18 protein-coding genes are annotated in these 21,453 nt (G+C 74.1%); 9 read left to right on the top strand and 9 right to left on the bottom strand.

Features of this window, described 5'->3' with window-relative positions; genetic code table 11:
- Positions 1-179: 179 nt before the first annotated feature.
- Positions 180-743 (bottom strand): NAD(P)H-dependent oxidoreductase, encoded by a 564-nt coding sequence (locus AB0N63_RS31840; protein WP_365534525.1) that lies wholly within the window; start codon positions 741-743, stop codon positions 180-182.
- 140 nt (positions 744-883) lie between these two features.
- Between AB0N63_RS31840 and AB0N63_RS31835 the strand changes: the two genes are divergently transcribed.
- The gene (locus AB0N63_RS31835; protein ID WP_365534522.1) at positions 884-1,564 is read left to right on the top strand and encodes a helix-turn-helix domain-containing protein; all 681 of its coding nucleotides are present in this window, start codon (positions 884-886) and stop codon (positions 1,562-1,564) included.
- Positions 1,565-1,673: 109 nt separating this feature from the next.
- Here the strand turns inward: AB0N63_RS31835 and AB0N63_RS31830 are convergent, their stop codons facing one another.
- Together AB0N63_RS31830 and AB0N63_RS31825 are read right to left on the bottom strand one after the other, a co-directional pair.
- Positions 1,674-2,813, bottom strand: a complete 1,140-nt coding sequence (locus AB0N63_RS31830) for an NAD(P)/FAD-dependent oxidoreductase (protein ID WP_365534520.1) — start codon at positions 2,811-2,813, stop codon at positions 1,674-1,676.
- Positions 2,814-2,948: 135 nt separating this feature from the next.
- Positions 2,949-3,638: a TetR/AcrR family transcriptional regulator gene (locus tag AB0N63_RS31825; protein ID WP_365534518.1), complete on the bottom strand. Its 690-nt coding sequence runs from the start codon at positions 3,636-3,638 to the stop codon at positions 2,949-2,951.
- A 219-nt stretch (positions 3,639-3,857) separates the two neighbouring features.
- Here AB0N63_RS31825 and AB0N63_RS31820 point away from each other — a divergent pair, with 219 nt between their 5' ends.
- Entirely contained in the window at positions 3,858-4,892 is a 1,035-nt protein-coding gene (locus AB0N63_RS31820) for a LacI family DNA-binding transcriptional regulator (RefSeq protein ID WP_365534516.1), read from the top strand.
- 165 nt (positions 4,893-5,057) lie between these two features.
- Here the strand turns inward: AB0N63_RS31820 and trxA are convergent, their stop codons facing one another.
- Positions 5,058-5,447, bottom strand: coding sequence for a thioredoxin (trxA, locus tag AB0N63_RS31815; protein WP_009191787.1), 390 nt, complete (start codon positions 5,445-5,447; stop codon positions 5,058-5,060).
- A 138-nt stretch (positions 5,448-5,585) separates the two neighbouring features.
- Between trxA and AB0N63_RS31810 the strand changes: the two genes are divergently transcribed.
- Positions 5,586-7,013, top strand: a complete 1,428-nt coding sequence (locus AB0N63_RS31810) for an NAD(P)/FAD-dependent oxidoreductase (RefSeq protein ID WP_365534514.1) — start codon at positions 5,586-5,588, stop codon at positions 7,011-7,013.
- On the opposite strand, the gene AB0N63_RS31805 is transcribed toward AB0N63_RS31810, so the two are convergent.
- A complete protein-coding gene (locus AB0N63_RS31805; RefSeq protein WP_365534511.1) occupies positions 6,970-7,671 on the bottom strand; it encodes a peptide deformylase in 702 nt (233 codons plus the stop codon). The genes AB0N63_RS31810 and AB0N63_RS31805 overlap by 44 nt on opposite strands.
- Before the next feature lie 120 nt (positions 7,672-7,791).
- Between AB0N63_RS31805 and AB0N63_RS31800 the strand changes: the two genes are divergently transcribed.
- Positions 7,792-8,301 (top strand): BlaI/MecI/CopY family transcriptional regulator, encoded by a 510-nt coding sequence (locus tag AB0N63_RS31800; RefSeq protein ID WP_365534509.1) that lies wholly within the window; start codon positions 7,792-7,794, stop codon positions 8,299-8,301.
- Positions 8,302-8,495: 194 nt separating this feature from the next.
- Positions 8,496-9,425, top strand: a complete 930-nt coding sequence (locus AB0N63_RS31795; RefSeq protein WP_365534507.1) for a M56 family metallopeptidase — start codon at positions 8,496-8,498, stop codon at positions 9,423-9,425.
- 87 nt (positions 9,426-9,512) lie between these two features.
- On the opposite strand, the gene AB0N63_RS31790 is transcribed toward AB0N63_RS31795, so the two are convergent.
- Positions 9,513-9,839, bottom strand: coding sequence for a tetratricopeptide repeat protein (locus AB0N63_RS31790; RefSeq protein ID WP_365534530.1), 327 nt, complete (start codon positions 9,837-9,839; stop codon positions 9,513-9,515).
- A 203-nt stretch (positions 9,840-10,042) separates the two neighbouring features.
- Here AB0N63_RS31790 and AB0N63_RS31785 point away from each other — a divergent pair, with 203 nt between their 5' ends.
- A complete protein-coding gene (locus AB0N63_RS31785; RefSeq protein ID WP_365534504.1) occupies positions 10,043-11,008 on the top strand; it encodes a pirin family protein in 966 nt (321 codons plus the stop codon).
- A gap of 1,022 nt (positions 11,009-12,030) precedes the next feature.
- Complete coding sequence (locus AB0N63_RS31780) at positions 12,031-14,295, top strand: BTAD domain-containing putative transcriptional regulator (protein ID WP_365534502.1); 2,265 nt, start codon at positions 12,031-12,033, stop codon at positions 14,293-14,295.
- 298 nt (positions 14,296-14,593) lie between these two features.
- Here the strand turns inward: AB0N63_RS31780 and AB0N63_RS31775 are convergent, their stop codons facing one another.
- Positions 14,594-15,832 carry a cytochrome P450 gene (locus AB0N63_RS31775; protein WP_365534500.1) on the bottom strand — a complete coding sequence of 413 codons (1,239 nt, stop codon included), beginning with the start codon at positions 15,830-15,832 and terminating at the stop codon, positions 14,594-14,596.
- 201 nt (positions 15,833-16,033) lie between these two features.
- Between AB0N63_RS31775 and AB0N63_RS31770 the strand changes: the two genes are divergently transcribed.
- The gene (locus AB0N63_RS31770) at positions 16,034-17,248 is read left to right on the top strand and encodes a cytochrome P450 (protein ID WP_365534528.1); all 1,215 of its coding nucleotides are present in this window, start codon (positions 16,034-16,036) and stop codon (positions 17,246-17,248) included.
- On the opposite strand, the gene AB0N63_RS31765 is transcribed toward AB0N63_RS31770, so the two are convergent.
- Positions 17,203-17,958, bottom strand: a complete 756-nt coding sequence (locus AB0N63_RS31765) for a 4'-phosphopantetheinyl transferase superfamily protein (RefSeq protein WP_365534498.1) — start codon at positions 17,956-17,958, stop codon at positions 17,203-17,205. The two genes, AB0N63_RS31770 and AB0N63_RS31765, sit on opposite strands and share 46 nt — an antisense overlap.
- 50 nt (positions 17,959-18,008) lie before the next feature.
- The gene (locus tag AB0N63_RS31760) at positions 18,009-19,616 is read right to left on the bottom strand and encodes an AMP-binding protein (RefSeq protein WP_365534496.1); all 1,608 of its coding nucleotides are present in this window, start codon (positions 19,614-19,616) and stop codon (positions 18,009-18,011) included.
- 149 nt (positions 19,617-19,765) lie between these two features.
- Between AB0N63_RS31760 and AB0N63_RS31755 the strand changes: the two genes are divergently transcribed.
- Complete coding sequence (locus tag AB0N63_RS31755) at positions 19,766-21,430, top strand: AMP-binding protein (RefSeq protein ID WP_365534493.1); 1,665 nt, start codon at positions 19,766-19,768, stop codon at positions 21,428-21,430.
- Positions 21,431-21,453: the final 23 nt, after the last annotated feature.

Below are 21,453 nucleotides of genomic sequence, written 5' to 3'. Positions count from 1 at the left end.
AACGCTCGGCTGGGAAACCCCAGCCGAGCGCCTGCATAAACTGCTCACGGCCTGATCAACACAACCGCGTGTTGCAACGACCGCTAGAAACCGCCCCAAGGCTCCGGCCCCTTCGCGCGGCTGTCACCGCCCCCGCGCCGCCGAACCGGCAGGGGGGCGGCCGACGTGGCCGGTCAGGCTCAGGCTGCGACGGTCTCGCCGGCGTGGCCGTGCAGCCGGGCGACGACCTCGGTCAGCTGCGCGGCGACCTCGGCGTCGTCGACCGGGTGGGTCTCGGCGAAGCGGGTCAGGGAACCGGGGATGGACAGCTTGATGTCCTCGATCACCTTGCCGCCCGCGATGCCCACGGCCTTGCGGGTGTCGTCCTGCGCCCAGACGCCGCCGTACTGGCCGAAGGCGGTGCCCACGACGACGACGGGCTTGCCGCCGAAGGCGCCGGCGCCGTAGGGGCGGGACAGCCAGTCGATGGCGTTCTTCAGCACGGCCGGGATGGTGCCGTTGTACTCGGGCGAGAAGAGGAGGAAGCCGTCGGCGGCCTGGGCGGCGGCGCGCAGGCGGGCGGCGGACTCGGGCACGCTGCCCTCGACGTCGATGTCCTCGTTGTAGAACGGCACGTCGCCCAGGCCCTCGAAGACCTCCACCTCGGCGCCCTCGGGGGCGAGCTTCACCGCGGCCTCGGCGAGCTGGCGGTTGTGGGAACCGGCGCGAAGGCTGCCGACGAGGGCGAGGATACGAACAGACATGGGGGACTCCCAAAAGTGAAATGGGGACAGACAGCGCGGCGACGCTGCCGGACTCGCGATGCGGACCGAGGTCCGTTTAATTTTCTACCATCACAACCGGACCGCGGTCCAGTTTAGTCCCGATGCTTTACGCTGTGTTCATGTCCAGCACCCTGCCGCCCTTTCCCACTCCCCAGGGGCCCGCAGAGAAGACGCCGGTGGTGGTTCAGCTCGGGGCCGCCGACTCCGCCGAACCATGCCTGCGCGCGGACGCCGCGCGCAATCGCGCCCGACTGCTGGACGCGGCCGCCCGCCTGGTCGCCGAGCACGGCGCCGCCGCGGTCACGATGGAGGCGGTGGCCGCCGCGGCCCAGGTCGGCAAGGGTACGGTCTTCCGCCGCTTCGGCGATCGCACCGGCCTGCTGACGGCGCTGCTGGACCACTCCGAGAAGAAGTTCCAGGCCTCCTTCCTCACCGGACCGGCCCCGCTCGGCCCCGGCGCGCCCCCGGTGGAGCGGCTGCGCGCGTTCGGCTGCGCCGCGCTGCGCCGCGCCGACGCCGACCTGGAGCTCCAGCTCGCCGCGGAACCGTGCCCGGACCGCCGGTTCATCGTGCCGGCCCGCCGCGTCCGGTACGGGCACGTGGTGCTCCTGCTCCGGCAGGCCGTCCCGGACGCCGACGCCGAACTCCTCGCCCAGACGCTGATGGGCTACCTGGAACCCGCCCTGATCCACCACCTCACCCGGCAGTGCCACATGCCGATGGAGCGGCTCCAGGCCGGCTGGCACGACCTGGTCGAACGCCTGACCGCCACCGCCACCGCCACCGGCACGGCCTGCTGAGGGCCTCCCGGGCGGCCCCGTCCCGGTACCCGTTGAAGGTCCGCCCCCGGGAGAGCGGCCGGCCGCCCAGCCGTCTCGGGCCGGTCCCCGGAGAGCGGTCCTGCCCGGCTCACTCGTGGCCGGCGAACATCTCCAGCAGCCCCCGCGGCGCGTCGTCCCGGAACAGCAGCTCGGCGCTGCGCGCCGAGTCCGCCGCCGAGGCCTCGCTGCGCGGGAACAGCCGCTCCTCGTACGCCGCCAGCGCGGCCTCCGCGTCGTCCGGCCGGGCGGCGAGGAAGCCCGCCAGCTCGGCGCCGTCGAGCATGGCGAGGTTGGCGCCCTCGCCCGCGAACGGCGACATCAGATGGGCGGCGTCCCCCAGCAGCGTCACGCCGGGCACCCGCTCCCAGCGGTGACCGGCCGGCAGGGCGTGGATCCGCCGCGGCACCAGCGCCCCTTCGCCCTCGGCGATCAGCGACCGCAGGCTCTCGTCCCAGTCGGCGAAGTGCTCCAGGACCCGCTTCCTGGCCGTGCCCGCGTCGGCGAAGTCGATGCCGTCCAGCCAGTCCTCGGGCGCCCGCAGCGCCACGTACACATGCAGGCTGCCGTCCGGCTCGCGGTGCGCGAGGAAGCCGCGGCCCGCGCCGAGCGCGAAGAAGAACCCGCCGCCCACCACCTCGGCGGCGGCCGGATGGCGTACGTCGGCCGCCGGCAGGTCCACCTCCACGAACGACACCCCGGTGTAGGCGGGCCGCGCCGCCGAGACCAGCGGGCGGATCCGCGACCAGGCGCCGTCCGCGCCGACCAGCAGATCCGTGGTGAAGACGGAGCCGTCCGCGAGGCTCACCTCGTGCCGCCCGCCGCCGAGCGGGCGCGCCCCGGTGACCTTCGTGCCCCAGCGAACGGCGCCCTCGGGCAGCGAGCCGAGGAGCAGGTCGCGCAGCTCGCCGCGGTCGACCTCGGGCCGCCCGCCGGTGCCGTCGTCCGGCTCGTCCAGGTGGACCACGGCGTCCTTGTCGAGCACCCGCGTTGCCTGGCCGCCCTCGTGGATCAGCTTCAGGAACCGGTCGTGCAGTGCCGCGGCCCGCAGCGCCTCCTGTCCGGAGTCCTCGTGGATGTCGAGCATGCCGCCCTGGGCTCGGGCGGCGGGGGAGGCGTCGAGGTCGAAGACGGCCGCCTCGATGCCGTGGACGTGCAGCACCCGGGCGAGAGTGAGGCCGCCCAGCCCGGCGCCGATCACGGCTATGGGGTGGTGCGTCGCGGTGGTCATGGGGATCCTCCTCGGGATCGGTCGAGAGACGGGGCGTGGGAGAGGGGACGGGCGCACGTCCTCGGTACGCCGTCTTGGTCCGCAGGCCCGCGCCGCCGGACGGAGCGGCGCGGCGTGCCGGGCGCGCGGTGCACCTCAGTCGGGCAGGGGGGTCCGCTCGATGCCGTTGATCAGGGCGCGCAGCCCCCAGGACATGCGCTCCCCGGGCCCTCCGGAGAGCAGGGCACCGGCCAGGGCGGCGATGTGCGGGTGGGTGCGGTCCGAGGCGGTGTGGAGGGCGTGCGCGAGCGCGTCCCACTCCTCGCCGCCCCCGGCGGGCGGGGCCGTGTCGCGGCCGGCGTGCTCGGCGGCCGTCGCGGTGGCGAACTGCAGCAGCAGGTCCACGCCCCACGCCGCCTGCGCCGGGGCGACGCCGCACGCGTCGAGCAGCCCGAGCAGTGTCTCGATCAGGTTCAGGTAGTGCGGTCCGCTGGGCCGGGCGGTGAGCGCGGACCGGGCCAGGCTCGGATGCTCCATGAGCATCGTCGTGTACGCGATGAGCACCCGCTCCAGCTCCTCGCGCGGGTCCCCGTCCGAGGGCCCGGCCCCGACCGTGCCGAGCAGCTCGTCCAGGACGGCCGCGTGCAGCTCGGCGGTGTTGCGGACGTACACGTACAAGGAGGCGGGGCCGGTGTCGAGTTCCTGGGCCAGGCGGCGCATGGTCACCTTGTCCAGGCCTTCGGCGCGCAGTACGGCGACGGCGGCGGCGACGATGCCCTCCCTGGTCAAGGCGGGTTTCGCCGGCCGCTCACGGCGGCCGCGCGGGGTGCTGGGGCGTCCTGTCATGCCGCCGAGCATAACGAACACGTTCGCTACGAACAAGTTCGTAGCGAACGTGTTCGTCGGCTCTGCGCTCGTCGCCGCGTCCGGACGGAGGTCGGCCGGACGCCCCGGACCCACCTCACCACCTCCAAGCCGTGGGGGAGTTGGTCCGCGAGCCGCCGATCGGGGCGCCCCGACCCGCCCGTCCCGCCCCCGCGGGCTTCTGCCAAGATGCGGTACGTCATGGTGCAGATTCCGAAACCCGCCGCGCCCGCGTCGGCCGCACCGCACTCCGTCCCCACGAGTGCCGATGTGGCCCGCCTGGCGGGCGTCTCCCGCGCGACCGTCTCCTACGTCCTGAACAACACCGATGCCGTACGCATCAGCGAGCCGACCCGCCGCCGGGTCCGCGAGGCCGCCGAAGAACTCGGATACGTGCCGCACGCCGCCGCGCGCAGTCTCAGGGCGGGACACAGCCGGATCGTCCTGATGCCCGCCCCGACCGTCCCGGTGGGCCCGCTGTACGGCAGGTTCATCAACGATCTCCAGTGGGCGCTGGGCAGGCTGGACTACACCGTCGTCCAGCACGGCAGCGTGGGCCTGCACGGCGACGAGGCCGCCCGCGCCTGGGCCGAGCTGCGGCCCGTCGCGGTCCTGGTGCCCGGCTCCGCGATCGGCCCCGAAGGGGTCGCGGTGCTGCGGCGCTCCGGCGCCCGCGCCGTCGTCACCCTCGGCCCCGTGGCCGTCGAGGGCGCCCACGCCCTGCTCATGGACCACGAGAGCGTCGGCCACCGGGCCGGCGCCCACCTCTACGCCCGGGGGCGGCGCCGGATCGGCGTGGTGATGCCCGCCGAACGCGGCCTGGAGCTGTTCTCCCGGCCCCGGCTGGCGGGGGTGCGGCGCGCCCTGGACGGCACCGACGGAACCGTAGTGGAACTGCCGCTCGGCTACGACGAGGCCGCCGCGGCCCGGCTCGCCGCCCGCTGGCGCGGCCTCGGCCTGGACGCGGTGTTCGCCTACAACGACGAGTACGCCATGCTGCTGATGCGCGCCCTTCAGGACGAGGGCGTCCGCATCCCCGAGGACACCGCCGTGGTCGGCGCCGACGACCTGATGCTCGGCCGGCTGCTGCGGCCCCGGCTGAGCACCGTGCACGTCGACCTGCCGGCCGGTCGCAACCTGGCCGAGCTGGTCGACCGTGCCGTACGCGACCCCGCCGCAGCGCCGGAACGCCACCCGGTGCTCGGCGCGACGCTGGTCCACCGCGACTCCAGCTGACCCGCACCCGCGCCGGCCGCGGGCTCTCGGTCTCCGTGCCCCCACGCCCCGGCCCCCGGAACGCGGAACGGGCCCCTCCCGACACGGGAGGGGCCCCGTTCACCACGACGCGCCCGTTCGTTCACCACGACGCGCCCGTTCAGCGTGCCGGACGGCCGGTGCGGCTCACTCGCCGCCCTGCTGCCCCGCCTGCGCCTGCTGCTCGGCGACCGCCTTGCGGACCTCGTCCATGTCCAGCTTGCGGGCCTGCCCGATCACATCCGCCAGGGCGGCCTCGGGCAGCGCGCCCGGCTGCGCGAACACGGCCACCTGGTCCCGGACGATCATCAGCGTCGGAATGGACTGGATGCCGAAGGCCGCCGCCAGCTCCGGCTGCGCCTCGGTGTCCACCTTGCCGAACACCAGGTCCGGGTTGTCCGCGGCGGCCTTCTCGTAGACCGGGGCGAACGAACGGCACGGCCCGCACCAGGACGCCCAGAAGTCGATGAGCACGAACTCGTTGTCCGTGACCGTCTGGTCGAAGTTCTCCTTGGTGAGCTCCACGGTGCTGCTCATGGCGTGATCCTCTTCCTGATGTCGGGTGAGCCGTCGGCACAACACGGCCGACCCCACGGACTATTCCGTGCGCGCAAAGCGCTGTCCCGCGCGCGTACCCGTGTGGCCACCGCGCACACCACCCTCCAGACTGACCCCATGACGGAAACGGAAAACATCGCCTACGACGTGGTGGTGCTCGGCGCCGGACCCGTGGGGGAGAACGTCGCCGACCGCACCCGCGCGGCCGGCCTGTCCACGGCCATCGTGGAGAGCGAACTGGTGGGCGGCGAATGCTCGTACTGGGCGTGCATGCCCAGCAAGGCACTGCTACGGCCCATCATCGCCCGCGCCGACGCCCGCCGCCTGCCCGGCCTGAGCGAGGCGGTGCGCGGCCCCCTGGACACCGCGGCCGTCCTCGCCCGCCGCGACGAGTACACCTCCCACTGGCACGACGACGGCCAGGTCGGCTGGCTGGAGGGCATCGGCGCCGACCTGTACCGCGGGCACGGCCGACTGGCCGGCCCCCGCGTGGTCACGGTCACCGCGCCGGACGGCACGGTCCGCACGCTGACCGCCCGGCACGCCGTCGCCGTGTGCACCGGCACCCGCGCCCTGCTGCCCGACCTGCCCGGCATCGAGGACGTCCAGCCGTGGACCAGCCGCGAGGCGACCAGCGCCGAGGAAGTGCCGGGACGGCTGATCGTGGTCGGGGGCGGCGTGGTGGCCGCCGAGATGGCCACCGTCTTCCAGGGCCTCGGCTCGCGAGTCACCGTCCTGGTCCGGGGCAAGGGACTGCTGGCGCGCATGGAGCCCTTCGCCGGGGAACTGGTCGCCGACGCCCTCGGCGAGGCGGGCGCCGACATCCGCACCGGCACGTCCGTGGAGTCGGTCGGCCGTGAGAACGGCGCCGTCGTGGCCGTCACCGGCTCCGGCGACCGGATCGAGGCCGACGAGATCCTCTTCGCCACCGGACGCGCCCCGCGCACCGACGACATCGGCCTGGACACCGTCGGCCTGGAGCCCGGCTCCTGGCTGCCCGTGGACGACACGCTGCGCGTCGAGGACACCGACTGGCTGTACGCGTGCGGCGACGTCAACCACCGGGCGCTCCTCACCCACCAGGGCAAGTACCAGGCCCGGATCGCGGGCGACGCCATCGGCGCCCGCGCCGCCGGCGCCCCGCTGAGGACGGACCCGTGGGGCGCCCACGCGGCCACCGCCGACCACCACGCCGTCCCGCAGGTCGTCTTCACCGACCCGGAGGCCGCCGCCGTCGGCCTGTCGCTGGCCGAGGCGGAACAGGCCGGCCACCGGGTCCGCGCCGTCGACGTGGAGATGTCCTCGGTCGCCGGGGCGGGGCTGTACGGCGAGGGCTACCGCGGCCGCGCCCGCATGGTCGTGGACCTGGACGAGGGAATCCTGCGCGGCGTGACGTTCGTCGGCCCCGGCGTCGGCGAACTGCTGCACTCGGCGTCCGTAGCCGTCGCCGGGCAGATCCCGGTCGACCGGCTGTGGCACGCGGTCCCGTCCTATCCGACCATCAGCGAGGTGTGGCTGCGCCTGCTGGAGGCGTACCGGGGCTGAACCCGCCTGCTCGGCCCGGGAGTTCGAAGCCGAGGGCGCGGGCGGCCGCCTCCGGGGTCGGCTGCGCCCAGCGGGCGGCCATGGCCTCGTTCGAGGCGAGCGAGCGCGGCTCGGCGCGGTCGACGTAGAGGACGCCGTCGAGGTGGTCGGTCTCGTGCTGCACGATACGGGCCGGCCAGCCGGTGAACACCTCGTCCACCGCACGGCCGTGCTCGTCCCGCGCGCGCAACCGCACCTCGGCGTGGCGCGCGACCACCGCCTGCCAGCCCGGCACGCTCAGACAGCCCTCGAAGAACGCGGCCCGGCGCGTGCCGACCGCTTCGTACGACGGGTTGACCAGCACCCGGAACGGCTGCGGCACCCGCTCGCGGGCGACCCGCACCTCCTCGGGCACCGGCGCCGGGTCCTCGATCACCGCGATCCGCAGCCCCACGCCCACCTGCACGGCGGCCAGGCCCACACCCGGCGCCGAGCGCATGGTGACCCGCAGCGCCTGCACGAACCGGGCCAGCAGCTCAGGCGCCAACTGCCCGTCGTACGGCTCGGCGGGGCGGCGCAGCACGGGGTCGCCGGCGGAGACGATGGGCAACGGGCCGTCTGCGGCGAGGAGTTCCTCGACCTGCTCGGCAAGGGGCGTACGCGCACTCGGGGAAGCCATCGCGCCAGCATGCCACGGACCGCCGCCCGGCCCGCCGACGCCCGCGTGAACGCCCGGCGGCGTGCCCGGCGGCGTGCAGTAGCGTGGTGCGATACGCCGACGCCGGAGGGAGACACGGACATGGTGGCGCAGCACCGGCGGGGAGCCGCCCGGCGCGGCCAGGGCCAGCTGGAGGGCCAGGTCCTCGGCGCGCTGCGCGAGGCGGACGGCCCGGTCACCGCGGCCTGGGTGCAGCAACGTCTGGGCGGCGACCTCGCCTACACCACCGTCGTCACCATCCTCACCCGGCTGCTCGCCAAGGACGTGGTCTCCCGCGAGCGCCGGGGCCGCTCCTTCGTATGGACGCCGACCGCGGACGTCGCCCGGCTCGCGGCGCTGCGGATGCGCCGCCTGCTGGACGGCGAACGCGACCGCGAGGCCGTCCTCGCCAGCTTCGTCACCGCCCTGCCCCCGGGTGACGAACAGGTACTGCGTGCCCTGCTCGACACGGCGACCGAACCGACGGCGGAGGTGCTGCCGGTGCCGCTGCCCGCACCGGAGGACCAGGGGAGCAGCGGGGCGGCGGGCCAGGCGAGTGCCGGTGCGGCCCGCCGGGCCGGGCCGGGCGGCCGCGGTGAGGAGCGCCGGTGACCGGCGGGTCGGCCCGGCGAGCGGCGGGGGCGGCGGCCACGCCGGGGACTGCGGCCGCACCGGATGCCGCTCCCGCGCCCACCGACTGCCCCGCGGCGAGCGCCACCTCCGCATCGGCCACCACCCCCGCGCCGGGCAGCCCGCTCGTGCGGGCCGCCCCCGCCGCAGGCGGCACCCCGGAGGCCTGAGGCGGTATGGGGATCTTCGTCTTCCTGCCGCTGGTGCTGCCGCTGACCGCCTGGCCGGTGGCCCGGCTTGCCGAGCTGCATCTGCATCCGCGCACCGCCACCCGGCTGCTGACCGCGGTGGCGGTGGTCATGTCCGTGTGCAGCACGCTGTGCCTCGCGCTGCTCATGGTCGTCGGCACCGCGCAACTTCCGGGCAACCCGCTGCCGGACGGCTGGTCCGACCCCGAGGTGCGGGCGGCCGTCCCCTGCGACGGGATCGCCGGCCGCGCGGCGATCCCCGCCCTGGCCGCGGTCGCGGCGGTCTGCGGCCGCACCCTGTGGCGGCACCGGCGGGTCACCCGGCGCGCCCGGCGAGCGCTGAGCGGGCTTCCCGGCCGGCGTGTCGTCGTACTGCCCGACGACACGCCGTACGCGTACGCGCTGCCCGGCGGCCCGGGCAGGATCGTCGTCACCGCCGCCCTGCTCGCGGGCCTCCGGCCCGCCGAACGGCGCGCCCTGTTCGCGCACGAACGCGCGCACCTGGCCGCCCGGCACCACCGCCACCTGCTCGCCGTGCACCTGGCGGCCCGCGCCAACCCGTTCCTGCGCCCGCTGCGCTCCGCCGTCCTCTACACCGCCGAGCGCTGGGCCGACGAGGCGGCCGCGCAGGCGACCGGCGACCGGCGCGCGGTGGCCCGGGCGATCGGCAAGGCGGCGCTGCTGACACCCGCCGCGCCCGCGCCCACCCTCCCCGCGCTGGCCGCCGCCGGACCGGTCCCGCGCCGCGTCGCGGCCCTGCTGGCGCCCGCGCCCGTCGTACGGCGCTGGCCACCGGTGTGCACGGCGGTCGGCGCCGCCGCGTGGGGCGCCGCGGCCGGTGCGGCGGTCTCCGCGATGTCCTCGGCGAACTCCGCGGTCACCCTGTTCCTCACCCTGTACGCCGCGACGCCCCTGTGACGCTCCCGGGGGCTCACCCACCCCCAGAACCTACGTGCGCCTACGCGACCGAGGAGCCCCCGGAGCGCCCTGCGCGTCCCCGCGGACCTACCCGCGCCCGCGACGTGCGCGCGCTCCCGGGACCTGCCCCTCCTCGAACTCGCCCGCGAGTGCGGAGGCGATCCGCAGATGGGTGGCGGCCTCCTCGTGCCGCCCCTGCCGCTGGAGTGTGCGGCCGAGCATCAGCCGGGCATAGGCCTCCACCGGGTCGCGCTCCACGATGATGCGCAACTCGGCCTCAGCGCGGTGCAGTTGGGCGGAGTGGTAGTAGGCGCGCGCCAGCAGCAGCCGGGGCCCGGTCTGCTCGGGCACCTCCTCGACCAGCCCGTCCAGGACCCTCGCCGCACCGGCGTAGTCCCGGGCGTCGAAGAACATCCGGGCCCGCTCCCAGCGCTCGGCCGCGGTTCCGTGGTCGTAGTACGTCGTCGTCTTCACTTCCGACCTCCTTCGACGCCCACAACCGGGCCCTTTAGTTGAATATTCCACTACCTCTGGAGCGGGGGCGGCGGCCCGGACGCCGTTCCTCGGCGCGCCCGGCGCGCTGACGCGACGGCTCGCGCGGGTCTAGGTTGGGCCCCATGAGCAACCTTGATCGCCAGGCGGTGCCGGCGGTGTGCGGCGGCCGTGGGTTCGTGGTGGCGGAGCCCGTACGCGAGCTCCTCAGCCCGCGCCGGGTCCGGCTCGGCGAGTCCACCGAGGTCCGCAGGCTGCTGCCCAACCTGGGCCGCCGCATGATCGGCGCCTGGTGCTTCGTCGACCACTACGGTCCCGACGACGTCGCCGACGAGCCGGGCATGCAGGTGCCCCCGCATCCGCACATGGGTCTGCAGACGGTGAGCTGGCTGAAGGAGGGCGAGGTGCTGCACCGCGACTCGACCGGCAGCCTCCAGACGATCCGCCCCGGCGAACTGGGCCTGATGACCTCCGGCCGGGCCATCAGCCACTCCGAGGAGAGTCCCCGGCCGCACGCCCGTTTCCTGCACGGCGCGCAACTGTGGGTCGCCTTGCCGGACGCCGACCGGCACACCGACCCGAACTTCGAACACCACGCCGACCTGCCGACCGTCACGGCGCCGGGCCTGAGGGCCACGCTGATCCTCGGCGACCTCGACGGCGCGAGGTCGCCGGGCACGGCGTACACCCCGATCGTGGGCGCCGACCTCGCGCTGTCCCGGGGCGCGGACGTACGCCTGCCCCTGGACCCGGACTTCGAGTACGCCGTCCTGTCCATGTCCGGCGAGGCCCACGTCGACGGTGTCCCGGTCCTGCCCGGCTCGATGCTCTACCTCGGCTGCGGCCGCACCGAACTCCCCCTGCGCGCCGACGCGGACGCGTCCGTGATGCTCCTGGGCGGCGAGCCGTTCGAGGAGGAACTGATCATGTTCTGGAACTGGATCGGGCGCTCCCAGGAGGAGATCGCGCAGGCCCGTCGGGACTGGACGGAGGGGACGCGGTTCGGCGAGGTGAAGGGGTACGACGGGGCTCCGCTGCCTGCGCCGACGCTGCCGACGGCGCCGCTGAAACCGCGGGGGAGGGTGCGCTGACCTGCGGTAGTGCGGCGGTTGCCGACCGCTGGGCGCAGGCGGTCAGTGATTTTCACTGCCTCCCGCCCGCCTGCCGGAAAACGGCCGGACGCTCGCCGGCCTCAGTCCGCGGTGATGGGCGATGCCGCGGTGTGGCTGTCTGCGGGCAGCTGTGGCAGGACACTTGCCGACCCGATGCCGACTTCGCTGACGTGCCGTCAGTCGTGATGGAGAGACCCTTGCGCTCTGCCGCCGCGGGCTGGCGCCACCGAAGGGACATGGTCCTCTCCGGGTGGGTCCGTCCAGCCCTCCGGGCGTGAAAGGCGCGTTCTGCTGCTCGACGGCCCCGGGACGGCCGGGCTCATTCCCTGACGGGCGGCGGGCCGCAGCAGGCAGGATCGCGGCTCGGATCAGCTACTCGTACGGGTCGGCACCGGGCACCGCGGGTCAGTGGCTGTGGTGCTTGGCGAGCTGCGCACTTTCGGTCGATTTGACATCGACGACGCGTGGCAGAATGCAATATTCCGGACGCCGAGACCTGCGAATCGCGCGATTATAGTCATTTTTGTCCCTGGGATGTGACGGGACTGATTCGGGTGCGTTTGCGATGGGTGTTCGTGGGTAGCGCCTGCGCCACTATGTGTTCATCGTGTCAGATTGCGAAATCTTAGTGGCCACAGTGGGTCACTTGTCTGTCTTCCCTTGGTTTCCCCTCCTTTCGACCAGAAGGCGGGGCAGTTCTTCGTTCGTAGCTCAGCCGGTTTAGGGGATGGCGTGGTGCTGGAACAAGATGGGTGTCGCCACGAGCACGTGGGCGCGGCGGGGGGTTCGCGGCTGCGGCACTGCGGTCGGGCGCCGCTCGCTCGTCATCGATGTCCGAGGTCCGTCACCCCTGAGGAGGCACGCCCGACGGCACGGCCCGCGCACCGCGAGCCGGCCGTATGACCGCGCGGGAAGCGGGGCTGCGCTTTCAGGTGCTGGGGTCGGTCGCCGTGCGGTGCGGGGACGCACCGGTCCGTCTGCCCGGCACCGTGGCACGCCGCGTGCTCACCTTGCTGATGCTGTCCCCCGGCGAAGTGCTCAGCACCCCTCGTCTCGCCAAGGCGGTCTGGGGCTCGTGCTGCCCGGCGACCGCTTCCAACCAGGTGCGCAAGGCGGTGGCCCAACTCCGCCACTCCATACCGGGCGCGGGCGCGCACCTGCTCACCGACGGCCCGAACTACCGGCTGAACGTCAGCGCGGTCGAGTCCGACCTGGTGGAGTTCAACCAGCGCCGCCTGCGGGTCCGCAAACTCGCGCAGAGCGGAGTGGGCGAGGCGCAGCGCATCCAGGAACTGCAGATGGCCCTGTCCCTCTTCCGTGGACAGGTGGCGGCCGGCATCGTCGACGGCGACGATGTGGAGAGCGGCCCGATCCGCGCCGCCGCCCGGGTGGTGGAGGAGCGGCGGCTCGCCGTCCAGAAGGAACTGATCTCGCTGCGGCTGCGCTCGTCGCCACCGGCGCTGGTGATAGAGGACCTGCGGGACCTCGTGGCGCAGCACCCGCTCGCGGAGGACCTGCGCGCACAGCTCATGCTCGCGCTGTCCCTCTCCGGCAGGCAGGCCGACGCGCTCGCCGAGTACGCCGAGATCCGCACCCTGCTCCGCGACGAACTGGGCATCGACCCCGACCACTCGCTGGCCCAGGTGCATGAAGCGGTGCTGTGCGGTGACGCGCACACCTACCTGCGCGGGGCCTCGCCCCGCGACTACGAACAGCCCGTGACCACCGAACTCGACGCGGGTAGACAGCACATGGCACCACGGGTCCGCAAGACGCCCGACCGGGCCACCTGCACCCTGCCCCACGGGCCGACCGACTTCGTCGGCCGCCGGGAGGAGGTGGACACCCTGCTGCGGACCGCCAGGGCGGGCTCCCGGGGCCCGGGGCCGCTGCTCATCTGCGTCGACGGCATGGGCGGCGTCGGCAAGACGGCGCTCGCCCTGCACACGGCCCATCGGCTGGCGCAGGACTTTCCGGACGGTCAGTTCTACGTCGACCTGCACGCCTTCAGCCCCTGCGGGCGACCCCGCGAACCCGCCGAGGTCCTTCAGGTGCTCCTCCGCTCACTGGGGATCAAGGCGCAGCGCATCCCGGCGGACCTCGACAGCCAGGTGGCCATGTGGCGCGCCCGGCTGGCCGACTCCAAGATGATGCTGCTGCTCGACAACGCCGCGAGCGAGGCGCAGATCGTGCCGCTGCTGCCGCCGGGCAACGGTTCCCTGGTTCTGATCACCAGCCGCCGCCGCCTCTACGGCCTCGACGGCACCGAGCCCTGCCCGGCCTCCCGGATGAGTGCGGGCGACTCCCGAGAACTGCTTGAGCGGCTGCTCGGGGGCGGACTGGAGCCCCAGGCAGCGGAACTGCTCGTCGCGTACTGCGGGGGACTCCCGCTGGCACTGCGCCTGGCCGCCGCCAAGCTGCGCAGCCGCCCCGCCTGGACACTGCCCCATCTGGTGGAGCGCCTGGGCGACATGCGGCGTCGGCTTGCCGAACTCCAGGTGGGCGACCGGAGCGTCCGGTCGGTGCTCCAGCTCTCCTTCGACGCGCTGACCGGCGCGCAGCGCCATGCCTTGTGCGTGCTGGCCATGGTGCCCGACGCGGGCATGGGCGTGTACGAGGCGGCGGCCCTGCTCGACACCGATCCAGCCGAAGCCGAGCTGCTGTTGGAAAGCCTGCTCGACGTGAACCTCCTCGAACAGCCCCACATCGGCCGCTACACCCTGCACGGGCTCATGGCCGGTGTCACGACGGGCACGGACGAGTTCGAGCGGCTCCTGCGCGGCGGCGGCCGGCGCTCCGCGCTCCGCCGGCTGCTCGCCCACCACCTGGCGGTCACCTCACGAAGCTGCCTCCTGCACGGGCGGCCGGACGACGGGGCCGGCGCCGGTGCCGACGCGCTTCCCCACCTCCCCGAGATCAACAGCCGCAAAGAGGCGACGGAGCTCTGCGAGCGGGGGCTGCCCGCGGTGGTGGAGACGCTGTGCGCCTCCGGACAGGAGGAGTTCTTCGTCGCGGCCGCGCAGCTCGCACACAACCTGCGCTTCGTCCTGGCCCCGGAGGGCGGAGGCCGGGAGGCGGCCGGTAGCGCGGAGGACGAGAGCGGGGGCGCCGGTTCCAGGGAGATCGAGGCGTACCGCGGGGCGCTGCTCGGGCTGGCGGCCGCCTGCCGGGGCGTCGGTCTGCTGGAGCAGGGCACGCGGCTGACCGCCGCGGCGACGCGTTCGGCCGAGACCCGGTGCGCCCGTCCCGCGGAGCGCGTGCCGTAGCCGGGCCCGTCGGGTCCGCGCGGGAGCGGCGCGGCGTCTTCCGGGCCTGTGCGGGGGCCGGGCACCTCCGAGGCCGGCCCCGTGAAGGCATGGTGCGGCTGCAGGGGCGGCGCGGTCGGAGGCGGCAGAGCCCGAAAGCGGCCGGGGTCCGGTGCGTCACCGCCCGCGGCCGCGGCAGGAGGGGCGGGGCCAGCGCTTCGCCGCGTCCCGTGGCCGCAGGTCCGGTGGAGCCCGATGCGTCGCCCCCGCCACGGAGGGGGACGGGCCGGGGCACTGCGCCGCCGCGGGGCGGGCGGGGTCAGGGCGCGGGCGCCGGCCGTGGCCGTTCGGCGGCCTCCAGCCTCACCGGGATGCTCCGGTAGGCCCGGAAGGTGACGCTGGGCCGCCGCTCCACGGGGCCCGCCGTGGCCGGTGTGGCCGGTGCGTGCGCCAGCCACCGCAGCACGGCCCGTCCCTCCACCTGGGCCAGTGCCGCGCCCAGGCAGTGATGTGCACCGCCACCGAAACTCACGTGCGGATTGGGGTCACGTGTGATGTCGAGCCGCTCGGGGTCGGCGAACCGGGCCGGGTCATGGTTGGCGGACCCCAGCAGCAGCACCAGGATGCGGCCGGCGCGCACGGTGCGGCCCTCGATCTCCACCGCCTCCCTCACATAGCGCGCGGTGGCCTGGATCGGCGCGTCGTAGCGCAGGAACTCCTCGACGGCGGGGACCGCCAGCTCGGGCCGCTCCCGCAACAGGGCCAACTGTCCCGGGTGTCGCAGCAGCCCGGAGAAGATCGTGGAGATCAGGTTGGTGGTGGTCTCGAAGCCCGCGAAGAACAGGAACACCACGTTGTCGACCAGTGTCTCCCGGTCGAAGCCGGCATGCGTGCGCCGCGCTGCCAGCAGGTTGCTGATCAGGTCGTCGGCGGGCCGCTTCGCCCGTTCGTCGACCAGCGCCGAGACATAGTCGCGCAACCAGGTCACTGCGGCGTGCGCCGCCGCCCGCTCCCCCACGGGCACGTACAGGGCGAACGCCTTGGCCAGCTCCACCGCGTGCGGCCGAACCGCGTCCCGGTCCACGTCCGGAATGCCGATCAGCTCGCAGACCACGGTGACCGGCAACGGGAAGGCCAGGTCGCCGACCGCGTCCAGCACCCCGCCCCGGCCCGCCCGGTCCTGGGCCTCGGCCATCAGCCGGTCCACCTGGGCGGCGACGTAGTCCTCCAGCCTGCGCATCAGCCCCGGGCTGAACGAACGCTGCATGATGCCCCGCAGGAAGGTGTGCGCGGGCGCGTCCTGGTCCAGCACGATCCGCTTCAGGAACTCGTTCGCGGGCCCGGCCCCGGTGGAGAACTCGTGGTACTCCGGCGGGTACTCGTGCCCGAGCCGACGGTCCTTGAGCAGCCGGCTGACGTCCTGGTGGTGCGACACCACCCACTGGCCGGCCGCGCCGCGGGCCAGGCGTCCGGCCGCACGCAGAGCGGCGTACACCGGGTAGGGGTCCGCGACCACGGCGGGATCCCGGGAGTCGAACCTGACGGGCAGCTCTCGCATACGGCCGGCACCTCCTGTGACTTACGCGTGGTGTCCGGTGAGGAGCCTGACAGCCCGGGGGCGGGGGCGGGGGAACCTGTCGTCAGTCCTTCACCGCCGTACGGCGCCCCGCACCGGGCTCGCAGACTGGGCGGGTGAGGCAACCACCGGACCCGAGCCGCGCACCCGAGGGTGCCGGGAGGTGACGCAGCGTTGAACACCGTGCTGAACATGCCGCGCTTCCTGCTGGACGACGCGCGCGCCATGCGTGACCCCTACCCGGTCTACCGCCGCCTGCGCGGGTACGGCCCGGTCTGCCGGGGAGGCCCGGGACAGTGGGTCTTCCCGCGGCACGAGGAGGTCTCAGCGCTGCTCCGCGACCCTCGGCTGGGCCGGGAGTTCCCCGAGGAGTACCAGGCGGTGTCGGTGGGCGAGGGGCCGGCCAACGACTACCTGCGGCGCATCATCGTCGACCGGGATCCGCCCGGCCACACCCGGCTGCGCCGGCTGCTCGTGAAGTCGCTCAGTCCGGCGATGGTGCGCGGGCTGCGCGAACCCATCGCCCGGCTCGTCGACGGCATGCTGGACCGGTTCGCCGACGAGCGCCGCCTCGACCTCGTCACCGACCTGGCCGTGCCCGTACCGATGACGGTGATGAGCGAGCTGCTGGACGTCCCCCACCCCGACCGGGCCGACATCGCGCGCCTCTCCAACTCGCTCGCCCAGGCCTTCGCGGTGTTCATCCCGCCGGAGAAGCAACGCGAGGCGCACGGGGCCGTGGTCGAGCTGCGCGACTACATGGCCCAGCTGGTCCGCGAGCGCAGACGCCGCCCCGGCGAGGACCTGCTGTCGCGGATGCTCGCCGCGGTCAAGGACGGCGAGGAGCCGCTGAGCGACGAGGAGATCATCGACAACGCGCTGTTCGTCTACTACGCGGGCTTCGAGACGACCACCAACGCCATCGCCACCGGCGGCGACCTCCTCGTGCGGCAGCCGCACACCCAGCGGCAGTTGCGGGGGGACCCGGGCATCGTCGGCAGCGCGCTGGAGGAGTTCATGCGCTACGACGCGCCCATCCACGCCACCACCCGGATGGCCCTGGAGCCGATCGAGATCGCGGGACTGACGGTCCGCAAAGGACGCGTGGTGGTGCTGCTGCTCGCCTCCGCCAACCACGACGAGCGGGTGTTCCACGACCCGGACCGGGCCGACCTGACCAGGTCGCCCAACCCGCACCTGAGTTTCGGCGGGGGAGTGCACCACTGTCTCGGCGCGGCGCTGGCCAGGGTGGAGGGGGCGGTGGTCTTCGAGCGGCTGGTCGCCCGGTTCGCGGACATCGAGTCGGCGGGCGAGGGCGAGTGGGAGCCCAGCACGGGCGGCTTCCGGTTCCCCTACTGGGCGCACCGCAGCGTGCCGGTGGCGGTCCGGCCCGCCTGAGCCCGGCCCGGGAGGGAGCCCGCTGGTGCGGTGATCGCGGTCACGACGAGGCGCGCACCGGCGGCCCACCGTCCGCGCAGGGCCGGGAAGCCGGTGGCGACGGGGTCGAAGGCGGCGTCCGCGCGGCGGGCCCGGCGGGCGCCGCCCGATACCGGCCGCACCGTGAACGTGCCGTGGTCGCGACCGGGTCCGAGGACGACTTCGGCGTCGTCGAAGCCCAGCCAGCATCCCGTCGCGGGATACCAGACCTTGTAGTACGCCTCCTTGGCGCTGAAGAGGACCCGGCACCACGGCACGCCGGGCCAGGCGGCGCCCAGTTCGGCGAGGTGGGCCCGCTCGGCCGCCGAGGTCACCTGAGGCAGCACCCGGGAGGGCAGCGGCGTGCACGGCTCGGCGTCGATGCCCACACCGTCGGCGTCCCGGGTCCGCGCCACCGCCGCCGCCCGGTAGCCCCGGCAGTGCGTCAGGGAGCCGACCGTCCCGGCCGGCCACCGGGGCGCTCCCTCGGTGCCGCGCACCAGGGCGGCCGGCGAGACGCCCAGTTCTGCCAGACAGGCGCGCGCCACCCGCCGGACGGTGGCGTACTCCGCGCGGCGCGCGGGCAGCACGTCGGCCACCTGCCGCCGTTCCGCTTCGAAGAGCGCGGGGCCGGTCAGCTCCCGGGTGCTCTCCAGGGCCGCCGCATACGCGGGCAGCAGCGTCCGGATCACACCAGGGACGGCAGTCGTCCGGGCCGTACCGAAGTGCGGCGTCCCGCTGGTCAACCGGATGCCGCCGTCGCCCGCAGCGCCACCTTGTCGATCTTGCCGACCGGGGTGCGCGGCAGCACCGGCAGCTCGCGCACCTCGTCGGGCAGCTTGAACGCGGCCAGTCCCCTGCCCGCCAGGTACCGCTTGATCTCCCTCAGCGAAGGCGCCTGCCCCGGCCCCCCGCTCGGAACCACGAACGCGAGGACGGCCTCGCCGAGCCCGGCGTCCGGCTTGGCCACCACGGCGGCGTCGTCGACGGCCTCGTGGCCGCGCAGGTGGCCCTCGATCTCGTCGGCCGACACCTTCTCGCCGCCCCGGTTGATCACGTCCTTGGCACGGCCGACGATCACCAGGTTGCCCTCGGGGGTGAGCCGGGCGAGGTCGCCGGTGCGGAAGAAGCCGTCGGGGGTGAACGAGGTGCGGTTCGCCTCCGGCGCGTTCCAGTAGCCGTTGATCGTGTACGGGCCGCGGGTGACCAGCTCGCCCACAGCGCCCGTCGGGACCTCGCGCAACTCCTCGTCGACAAGGCGCAGTTCGTCGAACTCGGACAGCGGGCGGCCCTCGGTTCCGTGCACCACCTCCTCCGGGTCGTCCAGGCGCGTGTACGTGAGCAGGCCCTCGCCGATGCCGAACCAGTTCGTGATGCGGCAGCCGAGCGCGGACTGCGTGCGCCCGGCGGCCTGCTCGTCGAACTTGGAGCTGCCTACCTGGAGTACGACCCCCTTCATGTCCACCGGTCGCTTCGCGGCGACCTTGGACCACAGCGCCGCGAGTGCGGGCACGACGGTGGTATGGGTGACGCCCTCCCGTTCGATCAGCGGGAACACCTCGTCAGGGGAGGGGCTCGCGGCCAGTACCGCCTTGCCGCCCACCAGCAGCGCGCCGAGCACTCCCGGGCATCCCAGGGCGGCGTTGTGCGCCGCCGGGTTCGCCGCCAGGTACACGCTCTCCGCGTCGAACTCCAGGGCCTGTGCGCACGCGGCGATGTTGTAGAGGTAGTCGTCGTGCGTCCGGGGTATCAGCTTGGGCCTGCCGGTGCTGCCGCCGCTGAGCAGCAGCAACGCCACACCTGAGGGATCGACCTCGGGCAGCGGCCCGCCGCCGGCGCCCTGGGCGCGGACCCGGGACAACGGAGTGAGGTCCTCGCTGTCGCCCGCCACGATCACCGTGCGGACGCCGGGGAGGGACGCGGCGTACCGGGCGAGGGTGCGGTAGTCGAAGCCCTGGAAACGGCCGGTGGTGACGTAACCGACCGCCCCGGAGGACTCGATCAGGTGCCGTACCTCGCTCTCCCGGTGTCCCGGCAGCGCGTACACCGGGATGACTCCGGCCCGGAACAGGCCCACCGTGACGGTGAGGAACTCGACGACGTTCGGCAGCTGGACCATGACCCGGTCCCCGGGGTTCACCCCCCGGGCCAGCAGACCGCGCGCGATGTCGTCGGCCTCCGCGCGCACCTCGCCGTGCGTGATGCGGCGCTCGCGGTCCACGGCCGCTGTCCGGTCGGGGAAGGCCAGTGCCGTCTTCGTCAGCGCCTCGCCCAGCGGCACCCCTCGCCAGATCCCGGCTGCCCGGTAGCGGGCGGCGTCCTCGTCGCTCCACGGCGTGAACTCATCCATGACAGCCAGTGTTCCGGGCCGCCAGGCCGCGCCGACCGGGACGAACAGAGCCGTGAAAGAGACGAAGGGCGCCACCGCGATCGCTCCTATCGTCACCAGCGTCGCCGACGAGACCCCGGCCCCCGGGACACCCCGCCTAGGAGTGATGGATGAGTCGCCCCCGTACGCTGAACTGGCTCGACGCACCTCGCGACGACAGCGGTGTGGAGATGTTCGACGAGGCCTCCCACACCTACCGGCCCTACACCGAACTCGCCGACGCGGCGCTCCGGATCGCGGGCGGGCTGATCGCTCGGGGTGTGCCGGGCGGGGCGGTCGTGCCGCTGCTGTGCTCGACCGGACCCGACCTCGTCGCCGCCTTCTACGGGGTGCAGGCCGCCGGGTGCGTGGTGAGCGTGCTGGCGCCCCCCACCCGGATGTCGGGCGAGGCGGCCCGCGCCCACGTCCGCGCCGTCGTCACCGCGGTGGACGCCGGCGCCGTGCTGGTCGACGCCGCCCACCACGACTACGCCGTGGAGGTCCTCGCCGAGACCGGGCGGGATACCCGCGTCCTGCCCCTGGAGGAGCTCGTCGCGGGCGATCCCGGCCGGCGGGACCCCGCCGAACAGGCCCTTGTCCAGTTCACGTCGGGCAGCTCGGGCCGCCCGCGGGGAGTGCGGATCAGCCACGCCGCACTCGACGCCAACACCGCCGCGATCCGCGCCTGGGAGCGTGCGGGGCGCGACGACTCCTGGTGCTCCTGGCTTCCGATGCACCACGACATGGGGCTCATCGGCTGCCTGGTGGTGCCCGTCTCGGGCAACAACCGGCTGGCGGTGTGCAGGCCCGAGACCTTCCTGCGCCATCCGCTGTCGTACGTCATCCGCTTCGACGCCAACCGGGTCGAGCAGCCCGCCACGATCACCGCCACCCCGGCGTTCGGCCTGCAACGCATCGTGGACAAGGTCGGCCACGCCGACCTGGAGGGCGCCGACCTCTCCCGCACCCGGGCGGTGATCGTGGGGGCCGAACGCATCGACCCCGCCCTGGTGACCCGCTTCACGGAGCTGATGCGCCCGCACGGCCTGTCCCCGCACACTCTCACCCCGGCCTACGGGCTGGCCGAGAGCACCCTCGCCGTCACCGGAGTGCCCGTCGAGGAGGTTCCGCGCGCCGTCCTCGTGCACCGCGACGAGCTGCGGGTCGGAGCGAAGGTGAGCCTGGCGGACGGGCCCACGGACCGGGCGACGGCCCAGGTGATGAGCTGCGGCCGCGCACTGGACGGCCTGACGGTACAGGTCGTCGGCGAGGACGGAGAGCCGCTGCCCGAGGGCCACGTCGGCGAACTGGCCGTCTCCGGCTCCTCGTTGGCCGACGGCTACCTCTCGGAAGGCTCCGCCGAGGGCACCGTCTTCGCGGACGGGCGGCTCCTCACCCGTGACGTCGCCTTCCAGCAGGCCGGTGAGTTCTACGTGCTGGGCAGGCTCGGCGACAGTGTCAAGGTCCATGCCCGCTCGCTCTTCGCCGAGGACGTCGAGCTGATGCTGGGCAGGGCGGGACTCAACCTGAGCAGGGTCTGCGTCGTGCTCGGCGAGGCGGACGGACGCCCGCACGCCGTGGCCGTGCTGGAGGGACTCGACACCCGGGCCGCCGAGGTGGCGGAGGACGTGCTCGCCACGGCCTGCCCCGGCACCCGCCGGCACGTGGCCCGGGTGCCGCGCGGCGCGATCCCCCGTACCAGCAGCGGCAAGAGCCGCCGCCGTCAGCTGTGGGAGCGGCTCAGCCACGAGCACGTCTTCGACGTGGTGCCCGCCGCGACCGAAGGCCCCGCCTGACCGGCCCCCGCACACCACCGCCC

The organism is Streptomyces sp. NPDC093260 (assembly GCF_040683715.1).
GTDB classification, from domain to species: domain Bacteria; phylum Actinomycetota; class Actinomycetes; order Streptomycetales; family Streptomycetaceae; genus Streptomyces; species Streptomyces sennicomposti.
This window is presented reverse-complemented; position numbering and strand designations above follow the sequence as displayed.

Excerpts from the sequence above, each read along its gene's own strand:
- AB0N63_RS31840 (WP_365534525.1), bottom strand. The coding sequence starts at position 743 with ATGTCTGTTCGTATCCTCGCCCTCGTCGGCAGCCTTCGCGCCGGTTCC.
- AB0N63_RS31835 (WP_365534522.1), top strand. The coding sequence starts at position 884 with ATGTCCAGCACCCTGCCGCCCTTTCCCACTCCCCAGGGGCCCGCAGAG.
- AB0N63_RS31830 (WP_365534520.1), bottom strand. The coding sequence starts at position 2,813 with ATGACCACCGCGACGCACCACCCCATAGCCGTGATCGGCGCCGGGCTG.
- AB0N63_RS31825 (WP_365534518.1), bottom strand. The coding sequence starts at position 3,638 with ATGACAGGACGCCCCAGCACCCCGCGCGGCCGCCGTGAGCGGCCGGCG.
- AB0N63_RS31820 (WP_365534516.1), top strand. The coding sequence starts at position 3,858 with ATGGTGCAGATTCCGAAACCCGCCGCGCCCGCGTCGGCCGCACCGCAC.
- trxA (WP_009191787.1), bottom strand. The coding sequence starts at position 5,447 with ATGAGCAGCACCGTGGAGCTCACCAAGGAGAACTTCGACCAGACGGTC.
- AB0N63_RS31810 (WP_365534514.1), top strand. The coding sequence starts at position 5,586 with ATGACGGAAACGGAAAACATCGCCTACGACGTGGTGGTGCTCGGCGCC.
- AB0N63_RS31805 (WP_365534511.1), bottom strand. The coding sequence starts at position 7,671 with ATGGCTTCCCCGAGTGCGCGTACGCCCCTTGCCGAGCAGGTCGAGGAA.
- AB0N63_RS31800 (WP_365534509.1), top strand. The coding sequence starts at position 7,792 with ATGGTGGCGCAGCACCGGCGGGGAGCCGCCCGGCGCGGCCAGGGCCAG.
- AB0N63_RS31795 (WP_365534507.1), top strand. The coding sequence starts at position 8,496 with ATGGGGATCTTCGTCTTCCTGCCGCTGGTGCTGCCGCTGACCGCCTGG.
- AB0N63_RS31790 (WP_365534530.1), bottom strand. The coding sequence starts at position 9,839 with ATGTTCTTCGACGCCCGGGACTACGCCGGTGCGGCGAGGGTCCTGGAC.
- AB0N63_RS31785 (WP_365534504.1), top strand. The coding sequence starts at position 10,043 with ATGAGCAACCTTGATCGCCAGGCGGTGCCGGCGGTGTGCGGCGGCCGT.
- AB0N63_RS31775 (WP_365534500.1), bottom strand. The coding sequence starts at position 15,832 with ATGCGAGAGCTGCCCGTCAGGTTCGACTCCCGGGATCCCGCCGTGGTC.
- AB0N63_RS31760 (WP_365534496.1), bottom strand. The coding sequence starts at position 19,616 with ATGGATGAGTTCACGCCGTGGAGCGACGAGGACGCCGCCCGCTACCGG.
- AB0N63_RS31755 (WP_365534493.1), top strand. The coding sequence starts at position 19,766 with ATGAGTCGCCCCCGTACGCTGAACTGGCTCGACGCACCTCGCGACGAC.